This is a genomic window from Flavobacterium sp. SM2513 (genome assembly GCF_050908145.1).
In the GTDB taxonomy this organism is placed as follows: domain Bacteria; phylum Bacteroidota; class Bacteroidia; order Flavobacteriales; family Flavobacteriaceae; genus Flavobacterium.
The window spans coordinates 2,309,439-2,330,885 of record NZ_CP194228.1; the positions used below are offsets into that span (position 1 = coordinate 2,309,439).

A 21,447-nucleotide genomic window follows, 5' to 3' on the forward strand; every position below is an offset into this window, starting at 1 on the left:
AAAAATAAATAATTTTGAATAAATCAAAAATTTCAAATGCTATGAAAAATACAACAAATTCAAAAGAGAACGCTGAAAAGAATGTAGAAAATCTAAAAAAGACTATTGAACGTAAACACATTATTGAGGCAAAAACAGATGCTGCCGAAAAATTACGGGAGCTATTTGTAGACTCGTTAAAAGATATTTATTGGGCAGAAAAGGCCTTGACAAAAGCAATTCCTAAGATGGCGAAAAACGCTTCAGCGCCTAAATTAGTAGATGGCTTAACGCAACATTTAGTAGAGACAGAAGGTCAAATTGTTCGCTTGGAAAAAGTCTTTAGTTTAATTGGCGAAAAAGCAGTTGCTAAAAAATGCGATGCCATGGACGGACTGATTGAAGAAGGAAAAAGCATTATGGAGGAAACTGAAGTAGGTGCTGTACGGGATGCAGGAATTATTGCTGCTGCACAAAAAATCGAGCACTATGAGATTGCAACTTATGGAACTTTAGCTGCTTGGGCAAAAGCTTTGGGCGAAAAAGATGCTGCCGCTTTATTGGTGGAATCATTACTTGAAGAGAAAAATGCGGATGAAACTTTAACTGAAGCTGCCTACCATGATATTAATGAAGATGCACTAGAAAAGTAAGCGACTTATAATGGTTAAAACTGCTCGTCAGTTTACTCATTTATTTTATTTAAATTCCCACTATTCATTCAACATTGTGATAATCTGTTGAAGTTTAGTGGGAATTCTTACGTTTATTAAATTTCTTCTCTACATTTTTTTTGTAAATTTCTCACAAACAAAAAATAGTACGCGCTTTTTTGTATTGTTTTGACCCCTATAAAACAAGAGTACTATTCTAAATTTCGGTTTTTTAATTAAGCGGTTAATTTTTTCATTACTATTAGATGTTTATCCGAGTTCCATTTCTGCATAGGAGTAATTCTTCCTAGGAGACCATGAAGTCGTTCATTGTTATAAAAAGACACAAATCGTTTCAATATCTGCTGAATCTCTCCAAAATTTCGATAGTCGAACCGTGAAAATACTTCCTTCTTCAAGATTCCATGATAAGCTTCTATATGAGCATTTTCTTCTGGTGTTGCGACATGTGTAAATTCTTGTTGAACTCCTATTAATCCTAAATACTCACGGACACTTTTAGCTATAAATTGACTTCCATTATCACTCCTAATAACTACGCTTTCAGGGTAGTTATATTCGTCAAAAAGTAGAGATAGTAGTTCTATAACGTGTTTTTGCTTTATATTGAAAGAAAAATAATCCTTTAAAATTCGTCGTGTATGAACATCAATTACAGATAACAAATAAGCATTTTTACCCACATTTGGCACCCACACCATTTTAATATCCATTTCTAAGCATTGGAAGGGTCTGGAAGTATAAACCTTCCTAAATTTCACAAACTTGCGTCCAGCACCACTTCTATTAATTCTATTCTCAAGCTTTAAAAGACCTTCCTCCTTCATAATTCGGTACAGTTTTTTATGATTTATTAGGTAGCCATCTCTATTTAGATATTTGGTCATCAACCGATAACCACAGTCTATAAATTCATGTTTTAAAATATCTTTAATAGACTTAACAACATCTGATTGACTAACAAAACCACTGTTTTGATGGAACGTTACTTCCGTAGGATGATTGCCCTTCTTACCAAAACTAGGTTTTCTATAGTAGCTACTAGTAACCATACCAACCATCTTTATTATTTTAGCCTTGCTACACTTATGCTTTTGAAAAATATAGTTCACTAAATCTTTCTTGGATCGGATGTCCCAAACTTTTTTTTTAAAAGCTCCCTTTGTACCTCTAATTCTATTTCTTTATTGCTTAGTAGCTTGCGTAGAATACGATTTTCCTCTTCTGCCTCTTTAAGCTCTTTGCTTTTAGTGTCATAGGTGACTTTTAAGCCAGCCTCGCCTTTGTGCTCATACTTCTTCTTCCAGTTATATAAACTTGCGGTACTCACGCCAAACTTACGGCATGCTTCTATAATACCACTATCTTCTGAAGCTGCTAGTATTTCTAGCTTCTGAGCTAAAGTCCATTTCTTGTATTTCATATCTCAAATATATAATTTTGAAATTTAAAATAACACTCCGAACTATTAAGGGGCTAAACTATGTATTAGCTCTGTCTGGTACATTAAAACGGTAAGTCAGCCGAACAACATTGAACTTAAAATCTTTCTATATTATCAAATGTTTTTTCTAACGGCAACTTTTTCCTTATTTTTACCGTTATCAAATTTAAAGTATGGATAATAGTTACCAAATTACCGTAAACAATACCCAGATTTACGACCGAAAAGCATCAGAAAGTACCACACTTGATGCAGTAGAAGTTTCTTCTTCGAAGTTTCACATTCTGAAAAACAATCAAGCCTATACGGCCGATATTGTTGAAGCTGATTTTATTGGAAAGAACTATACCGTTAAAGTCAACGGAAACAGCTACACAGTTGCAATAGCCACCTCTCTGGACAAGTTGATTAAGGAAATGGGATTTTTAGTAGGCGGGTCGAAGCAAGTCAATGAAATCAAAGCACCAATGCCCGGTTTGATTCTGGAAATGAGCGTTTCCGTAGGGCAAGAAGTACAAGAAAACGATTGTTTACTTATCCTTGAAGCGATGAAAATGGAAAATAGTTTCCTTTCGCCAAGAGCAGGAATTATCAAATCTATTTCTGCGAAAAAAGGCGATGCTGTGGAGAAAGGACAATTGTTGATTGAATTTGAGTAAGAAGAATGTTTAAAAATGTTTAAAGTTTAAAGTTTCACCTTATATCAAGAACCTGAAATTTTAAGCAAAATAAACCTGAAACAAAAAATGAAAATAACAAAAATATTAGTAGCCAATAGAGGCGAAATAGCCATCAGGGTTATGAAAACTGCTCAAAAAATGGGTATCAAAACCGTTGCGGTTTATTCGACGGTGGATAGAAATGCACCCCATGTAAAGTTTGCCGATGAAGCCGTTTGGATTGGAGAAAGTCCTTCAAATCAATCGTATTTATTGGGAAGCAAAATTGTGGAAGTGGCGAAATCGTTAAACGTCGACGCGATTCACCCAGGATATGGTTTTTTAAGTGAAAATGCCGCTTTTGCCGATGAGGTTCGGGCGAATGGAATGATTTTTATCGGACCAGAGTCGAAAGCCATTCACATGATGGGAAGTAAGCTTGCCGCAAAAGAAGCGGTAAAAGCCTACGATATTCCAATGGTTCCTGGAATTGATGAAGCAATTACCGACACGGAGAAAGCAAAGAAAATAGCGAGAGAAATTGGTTTTCCAATTTTAATCAAAGCTTCCGCTGGAGGAGGAGGTAAAGGAATGCGTGTCGTTGAAAAAGAAGAAGATTTAGAATCTCAGATGACGCGTGCCATTAGTGAAGCAACTTCAGCATTTGGCGACGGCTCTGTTTTTATTGAAAAATACGTAGGTTCTCCACGTCATATTGAAATTCAAGTGATGGCGGATTCGCATGGAAATTCGCTGTATTTGTTTGAACGCGAATGTAGTATTCAGCGTCGTCACCAGAAAGTAGTAGAAGAAGCACCCTCTGCAGTTCTTACGCCTGAATTGAGAAGGAAAATGGGCGAAGCAGCTATAAAAGTCGCGCAAGCTTGTGATTATTTAGGTGCGGGAACAGTTGAGTTTTTATTAGATGAAAACTTAAATTTCTATTTCTTAGAAATGAATACCCGTTTGCAAGTAGAACATCCAGTTACCGAATTGATTACTGGTTTGGACTTAGTGGAATTGCAAATTCGTGTCGCTCGTGGCGAAGCTCTTCCCATGAAACAAGAAGAGTTAAAAATCAAAGGCCATGCGATGGAATTACGCGTTTATGCCGAAGACCCGTTGAATGATTTCTTGCCAAGTGTAGGTCATTTAGACGTATATACTTTGCCAAAAGGCGAAGGAATTCGGGTAGATAATGGTTTTGAACAAGGTATGGATGTGCCTATTTATTACGACCCGATGCTGGCCAAGTTAATTACCTACGGAGCTACTCGTGAAGAATCCATTCAATTGATGATTCAAGCGATTGATGGATACCATGTGGAAGGTGTGAGTACGACTTTGCCTTTTGGAAAATTTGTAATGGAACATGAAGCGTTTCGTTCAGGAGATTTCGACACGCATTTTGTGAAGAACTATTACGATGCTGAACATTTGAAAGTACAGCAAGAACAAGAAGCAGAAGTTGCGGCAATGGTTGCACTTCAGCAATATTTAAAAGACCAAAACACGCTTCGTTTGCCTCAACAATAAAGAATCATTTTCATGAAATGAGCATTACCAAGATTTGGTCGTAAGTATCAATGAAGATATGCGAATTCCATATTCCATTAAAAATTAAGCATTATCTACATATGAAAGATAAAATAAAAAATTTAGAAGATAAAATGGCCTTAGCCCGTTTGGGCGGAGGCGAAAAAAGAATTGCAACCCAACACAGTAAGAAAAAATTAACCGCTCGGGAAAGAGTCGAATACTTGATGGACGAAGGTTCATTTGAAGAAATTGGAATGCTAGTTACACACCGTACAACGGAGTTTGGCATGCAAAAAGAACTGTATTATGGCGACGGTGTCATTACAGGTTACGGAACAATTAACGGCCGAATGGTGTATGTTTTTGCCCAAGATTTTACGGTTTTCGGTGGCGCTTTGTCTGAAACACATGCAGAGAAAATTTGCAAAGTGATGGATTTAGCGGTAAAAACTGGAACCCCAATGATTGGATTGAATGATTCTGGTGGCGCTCGAATTCAGGAAGGTGTTCGTTCACTTGGAGGTTATGCCGATATTTTCTACAGAAATGTACGTTCCTCAGGTGTAATTCCACAGATTTCTGCTATCATGGGACCTTGTGCAGGTGGAGCGGTTTATTCGCCTGCTATGACTGATTTCACCATGATGGTAGAAAACAGCAGTTATATGTTTGTTACCGGGCCAAATGTAGTAAAAACGGTAACTAATGAAACGGTAACTTCTGAAGAATTAGGTGGAGCAAGCACGCATTCCACTAAATCAGGAGTGGCTCATATTACTTCTGCAAATGACGTAGAATGTTTGGAAGACATCAAGCTTTTGTTGAGCTATATGCCGCAAAACAATACGGAAACGACGCCAAAAGTTCCTTATGATTTTAGTGATGAAATTCGCGAAGAACTAAACAATATCATCCCTGAAAACGCTAATAAACCTTATGACATGCATTCGGTAATCAAGGGAATTATTGATACGGATTCGTTTTATGAAGTGCATAAAAATTACGCAGAAAACATCATCGTAGGTTTTGCAAGAATTGGCGGAAGAAGCATTGGTATCGTTGCCAATCAACCGAATTTTCTAGCCGGAGTTTTAGACGTGAATAGTTCCGTTAAAGCAGCTCGTTTTACCCGTTTCTGCGATTGTTTTAATATCCCACTTTTAGTACTTGTGGACGTACCTGGTTTCTTACCTGGAACCGACCAAGAATGGAACGGAATTATCGTTCACGGTGCGAAATTATTGTATGCTTTAAGCGAAGCGACTGTGCCAAGAATTACCGTTATTACAAGAAAAGCCTATGGTGGCGCTTACGACGTGATGAATTCAAAACACATTGGAGCCGATATGAATTTCGCTTGGCCTTCTGCAGAAATCGCAGTTATGGGGGCCAAAGGAGCGAGTGAAATTATCTTCAAAAAAGAAATTGCAGCTTCCGAAGACCCTGCTGCTAAACTTTTAGAAAAAGAAGCAGAATATGCGGCTCAATTTGCCACACCTTACGGAGCAGCTCAACGTGGTTTTATCGATGAGGTGATTTTGCCACAAGATACCAGACGTAAGTTGATTAAAGCGTTTAGCATGTTGGAAAATAAAGTGAGTGACCAGCCGAAGAGAAAACACGGGAATATTCCGTTGTAAGAAAATAGAACAAAAAAATAGAATATAGAAATTAGATTTAAAGCCTACAAGCTGCTTTAATCTGGATAAAACTGACTTGGTGAATGTTTTCATTGGGTCAGTTTTTTTCCTTTAAGGCAAACTTTAATGTATAAATAGCGTAGATGTAAAATCGTAAAACAAATAAGCGTGTCCATAAAGTATCTTTTGGCAGTAAATTTGCAACGTCCATTTTATATAAGCGCTCAAATGCTTTATTATTCCCTAACTTTGAGTTCAGAAGTTTAAAAACTCCTAATAAAACCCCCATCTTTAATCAAGAAAGTATTATGATAAAAGCCCTAATGTTCTGCCTTGTACTCCTAACTATTCAACAACCTACGAATAACCCGCATTTAACAATTAAGGTTTCCAATATTGAAAAAATAAAAGGAGAAATTAAAATTGGCGTTTTCAATACAGGAACTAATTTTCTGAAAGAAGGACACGCTATCAAAAATTATTCGATTAAAGTGGAAAACAGTACGGCTGTGCTTACTATTAAAGACTTGCCAAAAGGCGAATATGCGATCACGATGTACCACGACCAAAATTCAGATAACGTATGCAACCGAAATTTCATTGGCATTCCAAAGGAACCTTACGGATTTTCAAACAATATTAAACCTAGTATGTCGGCACCCAAATACGAAGATTGCAAATTTGATTTGACGGAAAATAAAACCTTGCATATTAAATTGATTAATTATTAAGATGTTTTGAAAAGGGGTGGTGTCAATCTCAATTTCAATCTCAATCTCAATTTCAATATCAATTCCTCACTCCCCAATCCTAATTCCTAATTCTCCTCTCCTCTTGCTATAATAGTATATTTTTGCTACGTTTGATTATTCGCAATACCGTAACAATATGCTCATCAAACTGCTCTTAGATGGTTTCTGACCTGAAAGCCTGCTGCATATTACCAATAAAATTTAAGTTAGGATGGCTGCAATGAGTAAAAAGTTGTTTAAACTTGTGTATATTTATTAGTTAGCGGTAACCGTATGAAGACGACACTACACATATTGACACTCGGACTTTTAATAACACTTTTTTCGTGCGGACAACCAAACGAGAAGAAGAATGTTGCTGTGGTTACAACAGACACTTTGCAGAAAAACTTTGACAAAAAAGAAAAAGAGCGTTTAGAAAAAAGAAAAGAAATCGAGAAACAAGATAAAATCGACAGTTTAAACCTTGATAAATTTCTGAAAAATGCAATAAAAATTGCCGAACAAAATATAAATTTAGATAAATTCAAAAAAGAATATGTAGAAACAATGTCTGATAGTTTATATCAGGTAGAAATCAGTATAATTAGTGATTTTTATTTCTCAAAAGAAAATCCCCATTTGATAATCAGACGAAATACGCCAGGCTCAATTTATATAGATATTTTTTCAAAAAAAGGTAGTAGAATTAACAAAGTTATTTCACACGAACAGTGGAATATGACATATGTAAATGACACAATTCGAGATATAAATGGTGACGGTTTAAAAGATTTTGTTGTTAATTGGTATGGTAGCTCAGGATGTTGCTTAAAAGCTTTTAGCAATATCTATCTACTTCGTCCAGACAAAAAGACGTTTTCAAAAAATATTGAATTTATAAACCCAACATTTTCACCAAAAGAAAAAATTATTCGAGGAGTTTGTTATGGTCATCCAGGCGAAACAGAAATGTATAAATACAAATGGATTGCCGAAAAAGTGGACACCTTGGAATATATTTCGTACCAAAAAAGCGATAAAGGTGTAAAAACGGGAAAGGTAATAATATCAACAGACCAACCATATGGCGACAAAAATAAAATTTTAAAAATTGTAAATTCTGTTCCGACAGAATACAGAAAAATTGAAGGATATGATTGGTTTACAGGACACGGATACGAGTAAAACGGCAACCGCTAACAACGGTTTTGCAAGATTGCGAAATATGTGGGAAATTCACGTCTATTTTTCGCAAGAACATTTATCTTAGTGGAAAGTAATCGGTTACGAAGTTCGCAACCTTTCAAAGCCGAGAACCGTTACCAAACATTGCCCATAAAAGAAAAACCCGCTAATTTCTTTAGCTAACGAGTAAAATTTTTGCGTGGGAAAATTATAGTAAATTTGACGTTAGTCAGAATTTAAAACTAAAAATATGAAAACATGGAATTTTAAGACAGAAAGTAATCCTACAGACATCAGTAAGAAATTAGAATCCAAGCTTGGTTTTGATAATGGATTTGTTTTTAGTGTGGATAATGATGAAAAAAAATCAATAACATTTAAAATCCGTAAACGGATTATTTATGGGTGGTATTGGGCATACCAAAATTGGACTATTATTAATGGAAAATTACTGAAAATAGATACTGAAGATAAGACCAACGTGGAAATTTATTTTAATCAACACTTTTTAATAAGAATTTTAATGTTTACACATATCTTTTTAGGTTTGGGTTTATTAATTGCAATAATCGCTGGAATAAGTAACAGTAATTCACTGTACATATTTGGAGGAATAATATTAGTATTAGGAGTTCTTTTATGGGTTGCTCTACAAAGGAAATTTGAAAATGACTCTCAAAAATATAAGACACTTATTTCTGAAATATTAGAATCTTAAAATAGAATAACGTTTGTTAACAAATTGTATAAGCAATGGCTTGTCCTCGCTTACTTGGAAATCCCTTCGGAATTCCCCCTCGTCCTCGTTTGTCCTCCATATTGGTTCTCGATTGCATCGAGTACCTACTTTTCATTTGAAAACCATAGTAAGCGTTTGCAACGCAATGTAGTACAATAGGAGTACTTTATAAAGATGCCCTTTATAATTTGTGCTAATTTGTGCAATTTGCGGTGCAAGAAGTTTCCCTAAACGTGCCCGTTCGTCCCATACTCGCTTGACAAAGCACACGACGATTCTTGCTACGGCTACACTATTTATGGGGCTAAAAAAAACGCACCTGTCCTACATCATAAGACAAGTGCGTTAAAACAAAAAGAGTAATTCCTTATACTTCTGGAGGAGCGTTTGCTAAATTTTTATGACAACCACACCACAAAACAGGGTTTCCCCCTTTGGGGCTAGGGGGCATCTTATCCTTCTGGTGGAGCGTTTTCTAAACTTTTATGGCGAGCGCCAAAAAGCAGGTTAAAGTCAAAGAAGCTCTGGCATCTAGCCACATCACCGGGAAACTTAGCGCCAATAAAGTGGATGGTTTTTAGCAATTCCAGTTCTACCGCTCGTCGTGCCACACTTCGGTCGGTTCGGTTGGTTTTTACGGCAGCTTTCTCTTGCAGTTGTTTGTTACGAACGTCTTCCCATTGGGATTGAAACGCTTGCAATTCACCACTAATTTTAGCACCTATTTGCGTTTCATATTTAGCAGCCGTAACCTTGAGCCGCCCCATAAGAGTGGGCATTTGCGTCTTGGTCACTTGGGTATATTCAGATTTCCCCTTCGGGTAAAACTCCATAAATTCAGGCGTTTTCTCGCCATTGAGTGCCGCGGCAATAGGGATGTATTTATCGTTCATATAACCTTTGAAGACTACAATAAAACCATCTACCGTACTTGTTTTTCCCACCTGCACGTTTAACGTAGTATCTACTTCACCCAGTTCGTTGCGCAACGGAAAAATAGCCTCTGTCAATGGCTTGAGTACGGCATCGTACTCGTTATTTTGGTTGTTTTCAGTAAGTTTGGCTTGCGTATCATCAGCAAAGCGAGCGATATAGTTGGGCGTTATTTTTACATCATCAAAAATATTCCCAAAAAGCATTCGAGGATTAGGTTTCATAATATTTGTTTATTTATTTTTTTACAATCATTTTTAAGTATTCCAGGTTCTGGCACCGTGCTTTTTTTGATGCGGCAGAGGTCTAAAATGTTTAGAATATTATAGTAGCTCCGTACTATATAGGCCTAAAGTGTTTAGCATACTATAGTAGCTCCGTACTGTATAGGTCTAAAGCGTTTAGGATACTATGGTAGCTCCGTACTGTATAGGTCTAAAGCGTTTAGGATACTATGGTAACTCCGTACTGTATAGGTCTAAAGCGTTTAGGATACTATGGTAGCTCCGTACTGTATACGTCTAAAGCGTTTAGGATACTGTAGTAGCTTGGTCCAGTATGGTCATGTTATTTTAGGGGAGGTGCGTGAATGGCGTGCATGGCTTATAATTTAGATTTTTAGTATTTATTTCCGGCTTCGTTGCTTTGCTATTAGTGTTTTGAAAAAGGTTGTAAAATCTATTAAAATACTGTACTTTCGGTGGGGTATTGCCTTTAAAATATCGAGCAATTGGGAGGACTTCTACTTGAAATACTAACAAAAATTTTTTGGCTAATGTGCAGGCTTTAATGTTAGTATGTAGTAAAAATAGAAAATTTTTGTTTACGTAACACAAGTGGTTGAAAAATTTTAGTTAAATTTTCAAAAAAAAAGTTTTTGCTGCTTTTCTATTTAAAACCATAAGAACATGCGGGTTTTAATTTGTGGTAAATTGTAAGATTTGCGGTTTACTATTTTGTTTTTACTGATGGGAGTATTTTTAACCACGAAGAGCACCAAGTTTTTTATGTACGTAGCGTTTTTAAGTTCACGAAGGCGTTTCACTTTGTAAGGAAGAATAGGAATTTAACCACAAAGAGCACCAAGTTTTTTTTATGTACGTAGCGTTTTTAAGTTCACGAAGGCGTTTCACTTTGTTAGGAAAGTAAGAAATTTAACCACAAAGAGCACCAAGTTTTTTATTTACGTAGCGTTTTTAAGTTCACGAAGGCGTTTCACTTTGTTAGGAAAGTAAGAAATTGAACCACAAAGAGCACCAAGTTTTTTTTATGTACGTAGCGTTTTTAAGTTCACGAAGGCGTTTCAGTTTGCAAGGGAGAATAGGAATTTAACCACAAAGAGCACTAAGTTTTTTATGTACGTAGCGTTTTTAAGTTCACGAAGGCGTTATACTTTGCCACAGGTTAAAAGGATTAACTTGTGCTCATATTCTTAATCTGTGGCAAACTATTACGATACTGACTTGAAGCAGATAGTAGTTTACTTTATAAGTAATTTTTTTACGCTTTTCTCGCTGCCTGAATAAACAGTCAATAGATACATTCCCTCTGAAAGCGCACTAATGTCTATACTACTTTTGACTTCGGTGGCCGTTTTTACTAAAACACCCGTCATGCTGTAGATTTCAATTTTATCAATAGGTAGTTCTGATTGAATTTCGAGAATATCTTTAGCAGGATTTTTAAATGTAAACGTATTGAGCTTGGACGGAATTTCAGTTCCCAATGTACAGTTGTTTCCCACAATGTACGTAAAGTATTTTGTCACTGCTAAACCGCCTGCAAACGCAAATTTAACTGCATAATTTATGTTGGACCCACTAGTTTGATTCGTAATTGTTTTGGTAAAAATGTTACCTGATACATTAGACATTTGAACTTCCGAAAACGGACTTTGTTTCCACAAATAGGCTACAACGCCTACTTGGTTGGTGTCTAACAATTCGAAGGTAATTTTGACATCAGTGCCTATAGTTTCAAATTCATAATTGTATCCTGTGGTAAAATTGCCTTGAATAGCTTGAGTATCTGTCCCCGAACATTCTGTAGAAGTGGCAGTAGTAGCATTTAAAACAATGGGATTATTTGCAAAAGCATTGCCAGCTAAATCAGTCGCTGCAATAGAAAAAGTATAATCGGTATTGGGCACTAAACCCGATACCATTACTGATTTTTGTATACCAGCTGTTCCTGCAGCAGTCGTAGTTGTACCATTGTAATTGATGGTATAAAGTACCGTTCCTGAGTTGTCATTGGCGTTCAGCAGCAGTTCGACAGTCGAACCACTGATGGTGCCTGTAGCTGCCGTAAAATTAGTAGGACTCTCTGTGTCAGGTATTGTATTTTGGTACACTCTCACATAGTCAACGACCATGGATGCATCAGTAAAACTGGCTGGAATATTTCCCGCTACACCACCCATTGCGATGTTTAAAAGCAAGTACTGTTCCGCGTAAAAAGGCCAGTTACTTGGGGTTTTAATAGCAGGATTGTAGGTATAGTAAGCAACTCCATCGAGTAAAAATGTGATTTGAAAGGGAGACCAGTTCATCGAATATACATGGTAATTATTCACTAAATCAGTGGCCACTGTACCGCCAATGTTCACGGTATTTCCAAACGAAGAAGGAGTGTGAAGCGCACTCTGAACGTAGTTCGTGGGTTCATTAGACGTAATTCCGTGTTCCATCATGTCAATTTCGCCACAAGTGGGCCAATTGGTGGTACCAAATTGTGCATCAAAAAAGCCACCGTCTTCATTGACATTTTTTCCAAGAAGCCAAATAGCAGGCCAAGTGCCTTGATGGGTAGGAATTTTAGCGCGAACATCTACACGACCATAGAGAAATGCAAACTTAGAATTCAGTCGGGCAGAGGTATACTGTTTGGTAACACCCTGATCCGTGTAAGGTTCTTTAATGGCCTTTATGTTTAAGAAACCAGTGTTCACAAAGGAGTTGGCTAGTTGGTTGGTATAATGCTGTACTTCTCCGTTAAACCATCCGCCGCCGCCCGGTAATTGCGTTTGGTGGTGCCAATTGGTTGCATTAACTGCACCATCAGCGTCAAATTCATCCGACCAAACTAAATCATTGTACACCACATCAACTTGAGCAAAACTACGAGGTGTCACTAGAAAAAAGAATATAAAAATTTGAAAACAGGTACTTTTTTTCATAGGATTTAATTTAGGTACTTTGAGTAGACTGTATTAGTCCTTAAATCAAAGATTTTGTTTCGCTGAATTTTAGCTTTTCGTTCTTGTCCCAGATGCCCCAATACGCACCCACTTCACCTTCAGCACCTACTTTCCAAGATTCATCAAAAGACGAAAAATAGAAGATATCAATGTTTGCTTCTTTAGACCAAATTTGCGAATTGATGAAATATTTCATCGCGTTTTCTTCCGAAGGATGCGATTGTCTGAAGCTTTCGCCTTTACTGGGCCAGCCGGTTTCTGTAATAATAACTTTTTTACCTTTTCCAGCCTCTAAGGCTTGATAAAACATACTCTTCATATGTGCCAAAGAATAATCCATTTCGCAACCTTCCCAATACGGATAGCAATTGGTTAAGATGACGTCACAAGCTTCAGTTATTCTTGGTTTTATGGTAAATTCGTAATAGGCATCCACATAACCGACGGGAATAGTGGAAGGGATTTCTTTTTTTACTTGGTCAATAAAATCCAATAATTCGTCTTCAGATAAATCTTTTCTGTACATCACTTCGTTGCCAACAGCTGCAATGTCTACAAAACCTTCCTTTGCTAATTGGATTAAAGCTTCAATTTCATTTTTATTTTTTTCGGGATCATCACTTAACCATGCACCGACCAAAGTTCTGATTCCAAATTCACGAGCAATTTTTGGAATAAATTCATTTCCTTCTGTACATGAAAAGGAGCGAACCCATTTTGTATAAGGTGCAATAATTTTCATTCTTCGTCGTACTTGCTCTTCTGAAATAATATCACCTGGTTGTTGACCATCTTCGTACATACTAAAACAAAGCCCGTGCATTCCTTCCTCTAAAATATCTTTAAATAAATTTTGAATATTCTTTGAAGTTTTTTCAGTAAAATCTAGTCCAGTTCCGTACTCTGGATTAGAATAATCCACACGTTCTGAATGTTCGAAATAATCTTTTCTAAATGACATTTTTTTCTGTTTTTAATTTTTTCACTGTACGTCTTTCTTCTAACTGTTCCTTTATGGTACTAACTTCATCTTCATTTAGCTTGTAATTCCACATAATCCATGCGGCTAAACCAGCAGTTAATGATGGTATTATAATATCTGCGATTCTTAAATCATTCATTGTTTCTAAGGTTTGAACGGACTTACCTGCATCAAATCCTACAATAGACAATACTAATCCCCCTAATGCCAAAGCAATGGATTGACCTATTTTTACCATCCACCAATAAACAGCTCCAAAAGTACCTTCTCTTCTTGGTAAACCATTTCTTAATTCGTCTAAATCACAAACATCGGCTGTCATACTCATCATTAACGTAAATAAGCCACCTAATCCGAAAGCCATAAAAGGAATGGGTAATAATAATATAATGGGCATTTCTAGAGAGAATTTAACAACTCCAATTTGTAGAATGACATCATTAAAAAGTACCGCTGTATTTTCATCAACGACAACAAATCCCCACCATTTTAGGATATATCCAACAATTGAAATAATTGTAGAAATTATAAAAGCATTCCGTTTTCCATATTTATTTGCCATCCAAGAAACTATTGGAATTATTAAAACGGCTGTTAAGAAAGCTCCTAAAATTGTAAATATTGCAGGCACTGTTCCAGCCATTTCATAACTACCATTGTACATATAAAAAACAATAATAAAATAACTAAAAGACGCTACCATTTGAAAACCATTAAAAACTAAAAAAGTTGCACCACATAAACGCATGAAAGGCATATTTTTGGTCATGTTTTTAATATTGTTCCATAAAAGGGATAGATTGTTTCCTAATTCTTTAAAGGTAATTTTAGCTTTACTATCTGCATCAGAAACATCATTTTCTTTACAAAATATAGCAGGCATAATTCCAAATAACAGACAAGCAAAGCCTACGATAAGGGATAACGTTCTTACACCATCTGCTTGAGAATCAAATAAATCTTTATTTGCAATTAAGACCCAAAAAATAGGTACTATCATCCATGAAATTTGACCTACACTATTAGCTATCCCCATCAATCGGGTTCTCTCTTTTGTGTCAGATGACATTTCGTATCCAAAACCGATAAGAGGTGTGGAAAAAATGGTATTTGCAAAAATGAATAAAACAGAAAATGTCAAGAAATACCAAAAATTATAGGCAGAGCCATTTGCTTCAAACATTTGCCATTGCACCGCAAATAAAATGGCGGATAAAATTGCACCTACAAAAATATAGGGTCTTCGACGACCCCATCTTGAAGTTGTATTATCGGAAATAAAACCCATAATTGGATCAGATAATGCATCAAAAAACCTTGGAATTGCGGCTAATAATCCTGCTATAGCTGGATTTATTCCATAAGCTGTGATTAGGAAAAATGAAAAAACACCTAAAGCTCCCGGTAGTAAATTATTAACTAAATGTCCTGAACCAAATGCCGCTTTCTGCAACAGTGGTATTTTATTTGTTTTATTTGAAGGAAGATGAGCCATGTTTTGTTCTTTGTTATTTAATCACAACCGTTTGCAAAGCTTTTGCAGGTACTGTCATGATACTTTTCTTATTGTTTAATTTAATTTCTACTGAATAACTTATTTCAGTTGGATTAAAAATTGCAACCGCTATCGTTCCGTCTGGATTTTGCACAGCTGTAGAAACTACTTCTTTTGAATCAATTACACAACCAATTTTCACGGCACCAGGTCGCATGAATTTGCTAAAGTGAGACATTGTATAATAAAGAGGAGTGAAGTACACTTCGTCTTTTTCTGGATCTACAATCACAGGTGCTACACACCAGTTTTTGAACCAGTTTGGTCCTCCTTGGCGGTCTAAAACCATATTCCAATCTATCCAACCGTCTACTTGATTGTTTAAACAACCTATGATATCATTGGCATAACGATTTACTGGTGCGTATTTTGGATGCAAGTATTTATCTTCTTCGCTTGCCCAATCCCAACCCCAATCGGTAGCTTCTTTTTTCCAGTACCAAGCATCATCTTGCCAGTGAGGAATTTCAGAATCGATGCAACCCTCTGTTTCAATTAAGTATTTGTTGGGTGCTTTATTATGAGCATATAGTAAATCTTCTGGGAAAACTTCGTAGGTACTTTCATACCAATGAATGGCCATTCCTGCAAAGTATTTAGACGATTTTTCATCTCTATACATTTCGTCTGCCCATTCTTTGATTCCCGCTCTATTTTGGTCGTAACCAAATATTTTTGTGTTTCCCCAACCGTCATTTTCTAATTTTGGACCTAAATGATTTTGAACAAAATCGGTCATTTCTTTTGGAGAAAAATGAGTGCTTTCCCAATTATTTCCGTTCCCATGTGGTTCGTTGATAACAGTTACACCCCAAATATCAATTCCTTCTTTTTTGTAAGCCGTTAAATATTTAGAAAAATATAAAGCAAAAACATCATTGTATTCGGGTAACAATTTTCCACCCACAAAATTTTTATTGTCTTTCATCCAAGGTGGACAAGACCATGGTGAAGAAATAATTTTAAATCCGTCTTTAGAAATTGCTTTTGCATCTTTAATCATTGGAATTAAATCTTCTCTATCATCTGCAATAGTAAAATTTTCCAAAGTCATGTCATTTTCGACTTTAGCATACGTGTAATTGCTTAATGAAAAATCGCATGAAGCTATGTGAGTTCTGGTTAAGGAGTAATTTGCTCCTTCTTCGCTAAAATAGGCATCTAACACTTTTTTACGATTTTCTTTGCTCAAACGATTGAGTAAATAGGCCGAAGATTCCGTAAAAGATCCTCCAAAACCAGAAATGGTTTGAAATTTTTCATCTGAATTTAAGTCAATTGTAATTAGACTATCACTTTTAGCAAATTCAGTCACTTTTGTTAAAGCATTTCCAGCCGCAGAAGTTTCATAAACCTCTACTTGTAAAGCATCATTTTTTTTATCACAATTGATCATTGTCAAAATTAAAAAGGTGAAAAATAAGTGTTTTAAATAGTTCATAATCTTAATGTCTTGGTGGAGTTAAAACCGTTTTCATTAGGTTTTCGCTGTTACCGTTAAACGTTTTAGTTATTGATTTTCCGTTTCGTTGTAATTTTTCAAAAGCCTTATCATCAACATATTTCCATAAGGCATATTTTGCTTTTCCATCTACAGTAAAAATCCCGAAATGGTTTTCAGATCCTAAAGGATTGCCACTATCTTTCCATGGTTCATCAAATGCTTCAAAGAAAAAACATGAAATTCCTTCTTTGTTGGTCCATTCTCTAATGGCATTGTAATAATAGGCTTGTTTATATTCGTCAGAAGCTTTAGAACCTTCATTTCCATAAAAACCATCCGAACTTGAAGCCCAACCTGTTTCTCCAATATGAATTGGTTTGTTTGGACTAATGCTATGTACATATTTTTTCACTGAATTGTATTGATTTTTAGCAAATAATACGGCTCTGTTCATTGCTGCATCCGTTAAATCCTTTTTTGGTAAGTTGCCTTGATGATTTGGTATTTTCCAAAATTCCGGATTATAATGTGTGTTATGAAAAGGATACGTATGCATAGAAACATAATCTACAGCTTTGACTAAATCTTCTAAGTCTTTGACTTTATAATTATCATCTAATCCACCCCAAGAGGCAAAATCATCGGAACAAGTAATCCACAAATCTTTTGAAAGTTTGTTGTCTTTTTTAAGCTTTTGTAAATGATTTACCCATTTTAAAATTATATTGGGTTGCACAAAATATTCTTCAGCCCATTTGACCATTGCTTCATTTCCAACAGCGATAATTTTTACAATTTCTGGATATTTATTGGCTAATCTGACAGCTTCAGCGATTTCAATTGCATTTCTTTCGCTTTCTACTTCGTGATTTTTTTCTAAATCTGTCCATGCATTTAGACAATCTATCCAAGCTCCTAACATTACATACATTTCGAAATTTGGATATTCTTTTTTCAATTCATCAATTGCTTTTAAAACATTTGAAGCATGTGCTAAATGAACATTATAAGTGCGAATCACTTTTATATTTGCAGATGCTAAGATTTTTAAATCTTCTTTTAATTCATCAATTGTGGGTTGAATGTCGCGCGAATTTTTTCGATATCCACCATAACATATCGCTTGGTGCTCTTTGTTTCCTAAAATCATTTGGGCTGTAATTTCTTTTGAAGCTGTATTTTCAGTTTTTTTTTGATTACACGAAAGAACCAATGTTAGGGATAAGATGTAAATCAAATTTTTCATTATCGTAAAATAGTCTCGTTTAATGAAACTATGATTTGCGTAATTTCACCTGTTCTGCGGAATATTTGATTACTGTTTATTTTATTTAGTTCAAGCGATTGCATTTTGTCATGAGTTCCATCTTTGAATGTCAATTGAATCGCATTAACAGAATCAATTTTATAAATAACGGGCACTTGGCAAACGGTAAATGCCAAGCAGTTTTGTTCGATGGTAAGTGTTATAGAAGTTCCATCCACTAAAGTAAAGGTTGCTTCTTTTGGATGTGACAAAAATTCCTTTTTCTGTAATAAAATAGGTTTGAACTGCAGCTTTCCTAGATGCATTTGCACACCAAATTCACCAATTTGTGTAAGAATGTCTTCTTTTACCTGTCCAGTCATTCCTGGTTGTTGAGCACCTTTATTAAATGGCGTGTGCGAATACGGATCAGTTGGAAAAGCACCATAAACTTGTGGCGATTTGTGCACACCAATACCTTCGCCAATCTCGTAATAATGCTTAGTTAAAGCATCAAGTACTTCTTTACTTTCGTTGTTTTTGGTTGCTGCTTCGCAAACCTCTAAAACGGCCACATGCAATTTTGAAACCATGTGCCAATAGATTGAACCTAGTCCTTCATAGCCGTAAAATGTTCCGGAACGACCTGTAAACGCTTTGTGGTTAAATACTTCTTCAAAAATCTGTAGTACTTCTTCGGAATCTTTTGTAACTAAATCTTTGTATTCAGGGTTCTTACTGATTTCTTGTAGTGCATTTTCGACATCATTCGCGTTATGGAAATTTCCGTTAAAGTGAAAACCACCTTTGATATCTTTATTTATAAGTTGAGAATTATCGTTTACAAGTAATTGCTGAAGTAAGTCAGAATGTTTTACTTTCTCCTGAGGAATACAATTTTTTTCTAAAAACTTTGGTAACGCTTTGTTTGGGTACAGAATATAACTTTGTTGATCGGGACGGTATAAGGCGCTGTTTCGCAGTGCTTCTAAAACCTCGAGCGATTCCTTTGCGTTTAAATATCCAGAGCTCAGTGCCGCAACTTGGCCTTCTAACATTTCTGATAAATTAGAAATAGAAACAGCCTCTTTTTCAATTGACATTAAGTTATAAGCATGATATAACTTGTCTTTTCGCTGATTGGCTTGAATGGCATGTTCAATAAATGCTAAGCTTACTTGGGTAAACTTTTTTAAACCCGCCATGGAATGCGTTCGTTTTTTACCCCAAAAACCGCTGTTGTAAATTTGAAAACGGTATTCAGAAGCTGCTTTTCCTAAACTATCAAGTATTTTTTTTCGATCTTCATTACTTATCGAAGAAGAAAGTAGCGGCTGAAATGCTATTAAATTTTCACGAATGGCATGATAAAATTCTACCATTTCATTAGAAATCTTGATGGTTTCTTTATTTGAATTTTCTAATAATTGCTCAAAGAATTTAAGAAATCTTCTCAAATAGTATAAGGTAACCATCGAAACACCATTTCCTACAAGTGCATTGTTAGCATCATTCCATTCGGGCCGTTGGGTGTTCATCCAAATTCCAGCTTCGGGTATAAAGTTGGACATTTTTGCTAGCACGGTTGCAAGAATTTTTTCGATGAAATTTACATGATAAATTTCGTTGTTGTTGTCTCTTAATAAAGATCCATCAGCACCAATTTGTTTTTTTCTAGCATTTATTTTGGCTTCCCAATCATGGTTGTAACCGATTGTATCTTTTGGATTTTTAAGAATTTCCTGGTATGATTTGATAGTATACGGTACTGCTGCATAAACGAAACACTCCTTGTCAAAATAGTCGTTTAACTTTCCAGGTTGGTATTTTTCAATGAATTCTAAAAATTTCAAAAGGTAAATAATCTGATGATCTCCCCAATAACCGATGTATGACCAAGGATTATCTGGTTCACTAACTTCCCAGTCAAAACCACTTTTAGTGACACGATACGGATTGTATCCATCAAAAGTAGAGGCATTTAGGAACTTGTGAATCATTCCATCAATAAATTCAGGAAATGCATAAGCTAAAGCTTCCCAGTTTTGGAATATATCTCTCCAATTTCCTTCATAATCTAGTATTTTAGAGCCATCAATTTCACTTCTTGTATTGATGGAAAACTTATTCCACGGACGACTTGGGTCGCCATGTCTTCTGCTAAATTTTAACGGAAGGTACTCCGTACAAAGTCGCACTAAATCAGGGTCATCGCTTTTATGGGCAAACTGTTCTATAAATGCATGATCAAATGTTTCAGGAAAATGGCTAAAAAGTGACCTGTTTTTATCATAAATTATTTTATTCGCTCCAAAAATATAGCTTGTAAAATCGATTTTCTCTATTTGATAATTATGGTCAAAAATACCACCTCGCATGATATTGAACAAAACGTTAGAGAAATGACGCGAATCTTTTCTGGAATCTTCTGTAAACTGCAAGCCATCTGCCGTGGCATTTAATGCAATTAAATTGTGAGTACCCAAGTTTACATCGTCTATAACATGTTTTTCTAGTGCTTTATCCGTGCAAATTGATTCAGCTAGTGCAATAATTTGTGATTGATTTTGGTTGACATTTGCAACAATTTTCCAACTTTTCGTTGCATTTGTCTCAAGATTTAAGGTTGTTGAAACAAAGTAAGCTCCTTTTTGGCCTTTTACATCAATTTCTTCAGTAAGCATTTGTTTTTTACGAAAAGCAGCAAGTTGTGACGAGGATAATAAGTGAATAGGTTTTTCTAGACCTAAAGACCAAACAATATTCGCTTTTAAGGCTTCGCTTGGTTCAGCTTTATCAACGATAATAGCACTTAAGGCGAAAATCCCTAAGCCGCTTTGATGGTGAATTTCGCTTCGTTTGTATGCATCTACAAGGTTACTTGTGCTCGATTGCAAATCACTACTCACGCCATGAGGTAAAATGTTTTGAATTCCATCTAAAAGCGTGATGCTATAGCTTTTATTTGCATTATTGATGATTTCAGAAGTTCGAACAAAACCGAAGATGTTGCTCGAATTCCAATGGTAACGGAAGGTCAGTTGAAGATCATGGTGAATTTCTTCAAAAATAATCTTGTTACCGAAATTATTCTTGTATAAATTTCTGCTTATGTTATACTTGTCGTTGAATCGTTCTGAAAATGGTTCCCAGATATGCGTTTCCTCTTTTAAATGAATTTGAAAAATAGATTTACTGCCTGTTACATCCGCAAATTCAGTAAGTTTATCATCGGTATAATAGGGGAAAAGGGCAAACTCGGCATTTTTCCGTCCTGCAGTTAAACCGCCATTACTCGAGATAAACATCCAATGATTTGAATCACTTACAATGCTCATGAAAAACGGTCGCATTTGATCGGAATTGGATATTTTATAATAGTTTTCCCCGTTAAGTTCAACCATTTCCATTGAAACGTTTTTGTCTTCCATTTTTGAGTCTTTCTGATTCATATTCGGTAGGTTTGGGCTCATAATCATTTAAAATTCTAATTCA

16 protein-coding genes are annotated in these 21,447 nt (G+C 35.7%); 7 read left to right on the plus strand and 9 right to left on the minus strand.

Features of this window, described 5'->3' with window-relative positions; genetic code table 11:
• The first annotated feature begins 41 nt into the window (after positions 1 to 41).
• Positions 42 to 632: a ferritin-like domain-containing protein gene (locus tag ACQ5J2_RS09710; protein WP_432670211.1), complete on the plus strand. Its 591-nt coding sequence runs from the start codon at positions 42 to 44 to the stop codon at positions 630 to 632.
• Positions 633 to 868: 236 nt separating this feature from the next.
• Here ACQ5J2_RS09710 and ACQ5J2_RS09715 read toward each other — a convergent pair whose 3' ends face one another.
• Positions 869 to 1,714 (minus strand): IS3 family transposase, encoded by an 846-nt coding sequence (locus ACQ5J2_RS09715; protein WP_432670212.1) that lies wholly within the window; start codon positions 1,712 to 1,714, stop codon positions 869 to 871.
• 50 nt (positions 1,715 to 1,764) lie between these two features.
• The gene (locus ACQ5J2_RS09720; RefSeq protein ID WP_432670213.1) at positions 1,765 to 2,076 is read right to left on the minus strand and encodes a transposase; all 312 of its coding nucleotides are present in this window, start codon (positions 2,074 to 2,076) and stop codon (positions 1,765 to 1,767) included.
• A 194-nt stretch (positions 2,077 to 2,270) separates the two neighbouring features.
• Here ACQ5J2_RS09720 and ACQ5J2_RS09725 point away from each other — a divergent pair, with 194 nt between their 5' ends.
• The 6 genes from ACQ5J2_RS09725 (at position 2,271) to ACQ5J2_RS09750 (ending at position 8,572) form a co-directional block, all read left to right on the plus strand.
• On the plus strand, positions 2,271 to 2,756 hold the full coding sequence (locus ACQ5J2_RS09725; RefSeq protein ID WP_432670214.1) for an acetyl-CoA carboxylase biotin carboxyl carrier protein subunit: 486 nt from the start codon (positions 2,271 to 2,273) through the stop codon (positions 2,754 to 2,756).
• A gap of 93 nt (positions 2,757 to 2,849) precedes the next feature.
• Positions 2,850 to 4,292: an acetyl-CoA carboxylase biotin carboxylase subunit gene (accC, locus tag ACQ5J2_RS09730; RefSeq protein ID WP_432673293.1), complete on the plus strand. Its 1,443-nt coding sequence runs from the start codon at positions 2,850 to 2,852 to the stop codon at positions 4,290 to 4,292.
• A 101-nt stretch (positions 4,293 to 4,393) separates the two neighbouring features.
• The gene (locus ACQ5J2_RS09735) at positions 4,394 to 5,935 is read left to right on the plus strand and encodes an acyl-CoA carboxylase subunit beta (RefSeq protein ID WP_432670215.1); all 1,542 of its coding nucleotides are present in this window, start codon (positions 4,394 to 4,396) and stop codon (positions 5,933 to 5,935) included.
• Between the two features lie 308 nt (positions 5,936 to 6,243).
• Complete coding sequence (locus ACQ5J2_RS09740) at positions 6,244 to 6,666, plus strand: DUF2141 domain-containing protein (protein WP_432670216.1); 423 nt, start codon at positions 6,244 to 6,246, stop codon at positions 6,664 to 6,666.
• A gap of 399 nt (positions 6,667 to 7,065) precedes the next feature.
• Entirely contained in the window at positions 7,066 to 7,854 is a 789-nt protein-coding gene (locus ACQ5J2_RS09745; protein WP_432670217.1) for an XAC2610-related protein, read from the plus strand.
• A gap of 250 nt (positions 7,855 to 8,104) precedes the next feature.
• Entirely contained in the window at positions 8,105 to 8,572 is a 468-nt protein-coding gene (locus ACQ5J2_RS09750) for a DUF423 domain-containing protein (protein ID WP_432670218.1), read from the plus strand.
• Positions 8,573 to 9,045: 473 nt separating this feature from the next.
• Here the strand turns inward: ACQ5J2_RS09750 and ACQ5J2_RS09755 are convergent, their stop codons facing one another.
• The 7 genes from ACQ5J2_RS09755 to ACQ5J2_RS09785 form a co-directional block, all read right to left on the minus strand.
• Positions 9,046 to 9,750 (minus strand): hypothetical protein, encoded by a 705-nt coding sequence (locus tag ACQ5J2_RS09755; RefSeq protein WP_432670219.1) that lies wholly within the window; start codon positions 9,748 to 9,750, stop codon positions 9,046 to 9,048.
• Between the two features lie 1,256 nt (positions 9,751 to 11,006).
• Entirely contained in the window at positions 11,007 to 12,704 is a 1,698-nt protein-coding gene (locus ACQ5J2_RS09760) for a family 16 glycosylhydrolase (protein WP_432670220.1), read from the minus strand.
• Positions 12,705 to 12,744: 40 nt separating this feature from the next.
• Positions 12,745 to 13,686, minus strand: a complete 942-nt coding sequence (locus tag ACQ5J2_RS09765) for a glycosyl hydrolase family 17 protein (protein WP_432670221.1) — start codon at positions 13,684 to 13,686, stop codon at positions 12,745 to 12,747.
• The gene (locus ACQ5J2_RS09770) at positions 13,676 to 15,202 is read right to left on the minus strand and encodes an MFS transporter (RefSeq protein WP_432670222.1); all 1,527 of its coding nucleotides are present in this window, start codon (positions 15,200 to 15,202) and stop codon (positions 13,676 to 13,678) included. The genes ACQ5J2_RS09765 and ACQ5J2_RS09770 overlap by 11 nt, the downstream gene beginning before the upstream one ends.
• A gap of 13 nt (positions 15,203 to 15,215) precedes the next feature.
• The gene (locus tag ACQ5J2_RS09775; protein WP_432670223.1) at positions 15,216 to 16,703 is read right to left on the minus strand and encodes a glycoside hydrolase family 30 protein; all 1,488 of its coding nucleotides are present in this window, start codon (positions 16,701 to 16,703) and stop codon (positions 15,216 to 15,218) included.
• A 4-nt stretch (positions 16,704 to 16,707) separates the two neighbouring features.
• On the minus strand, positions 16,708 to 17,952 hold the full coding sequence (locus ACQ5J2_RS09780; RefSeq protein ID WP_432670224.1) for a glycosyl hydrolase family 17 protein: 1,245 nt from the start codon (positions 17,950 to 17,952) through the stop codon (positions 16,708 to 16,710).
• Positions 17,952 to 21,404: a hypothetical protein gene (locus tag ACQ5J2_RS09785; RefSeq protein WP_432670225.1), complete on the minus strand. Its 3,453-nt coding sequence runs from the start codon at positions 21,402 to 21,404 to the stop codon at positions 17,952 to 17,954. Before ACQ5J2_RS09785 ends, ACQ5J2_RS09780 begins: the two co-directional genes overlap by 1 nt.
• Between the last annotated feature and the right edge of the window lie 43 nt (positions 21,405 to 21,447).

Bases quoted from the DNA above. Each gene is read 5' to 3' on its own strand.
- ACQ5J2_RS09755 (WP_432670219.1), bottom strand. From the start codon at position 9,750: ATGAAACCTAATCCTCGAATGCTTTTTGGGAATATTTTTGATGATGTA.
- ACQ5J2_RS09770 (WP_432670222.1), bottom strand. From the start codon at position 15,202: ATGGCTCATCTTCCTTCAAATAAAACAAATAAAATACCACTGTTGCAG.
- ACQ5J2_RS09775 (WP_432670223.1), bottom strand. From the start codon at position 16,703: ATGAACTATTTAAAACACTTATTTTTCACCTTTTTAATTTTGACAATG.
- ACQ5J2_RS09740 (WP_432670216.1), top strand. From the start codon at position 6,244: ATGATAAAAGCCCTAATGTTCTGCCTTGTACTCCTAACTATTCAACAA.
- ACQ5J2_RS09780 (WP_432670224.1), bottom strand. From the start codon at position 17,952: ATGAAAAATTTGATTTACATCTTATCCCTAACATTGGTTCTTTCGTGT.
- ACQ5J2_RS09785 (WP_432670225.1), bottom strand. From the start codon at position 21,404: ATGAATCAGAAAGACTCAAAAATGGAAGACAAAAACGTTTCAATGGAA.
- ACQ5J2_RS09750 (WP_432670218.1), top strand. From the start codon at position 8,105: ATGAAAACATGGAATTTTAAGACAGAAAGTAATCCTACAGACATCAGT.
- ACQ5J2_RS09735 (WP_432670215.1), top strand. From the start codon at position 4,394: ATGAAAGATAAAATAAAAAATTTAGAAGATAAAATGGCCTTAGCCCGT.
- ACQ5J2_RS09720 (WP_432670213.1), bottom strand. From the start codon at position 2,076: ATGAAATACAAGAAATGGACTTTAGCTCAGAAGCTAGAAATACTAGCA.
- ACQ5J2_RS09710 (WP_432670211.1), top strand. From the start codon at position 42: ATGAAAAATACAACAAATTCAAAAGAGAACGCTGAAAAGAATGTAGAA.
- ACQ5J2_RS09725 (WP_432670214.1), top strand. From the start codon at position 2,271: ATGGATAATAGTTACCAAATTACCGTAAACAATACCCAGATTTACGAC.
- ACQ5J2_RS09765 (WP_432670221.1), bottom strand. From the start codon at position 13,686: ATGTCATTTAGAAAAGATTATTTCGAACATTCAGAACGTGTGGATTAT.
- ACQ5J2_RS09760 (WP_432670220.1), bottom strand. From the start codon at position 12,704: ATGAAAAAAAGTACCTGTTTTCAAATTTTTATATTCTTTTTTCTAGTG.
- ACQ5J2_RS09715 (WP_432670212.1), bottom strand. From the start codon at position 1,714: ATGGTTGGTATGGTTACTAGTAGCTACTATAGAAAACCTAGTTTTGGT.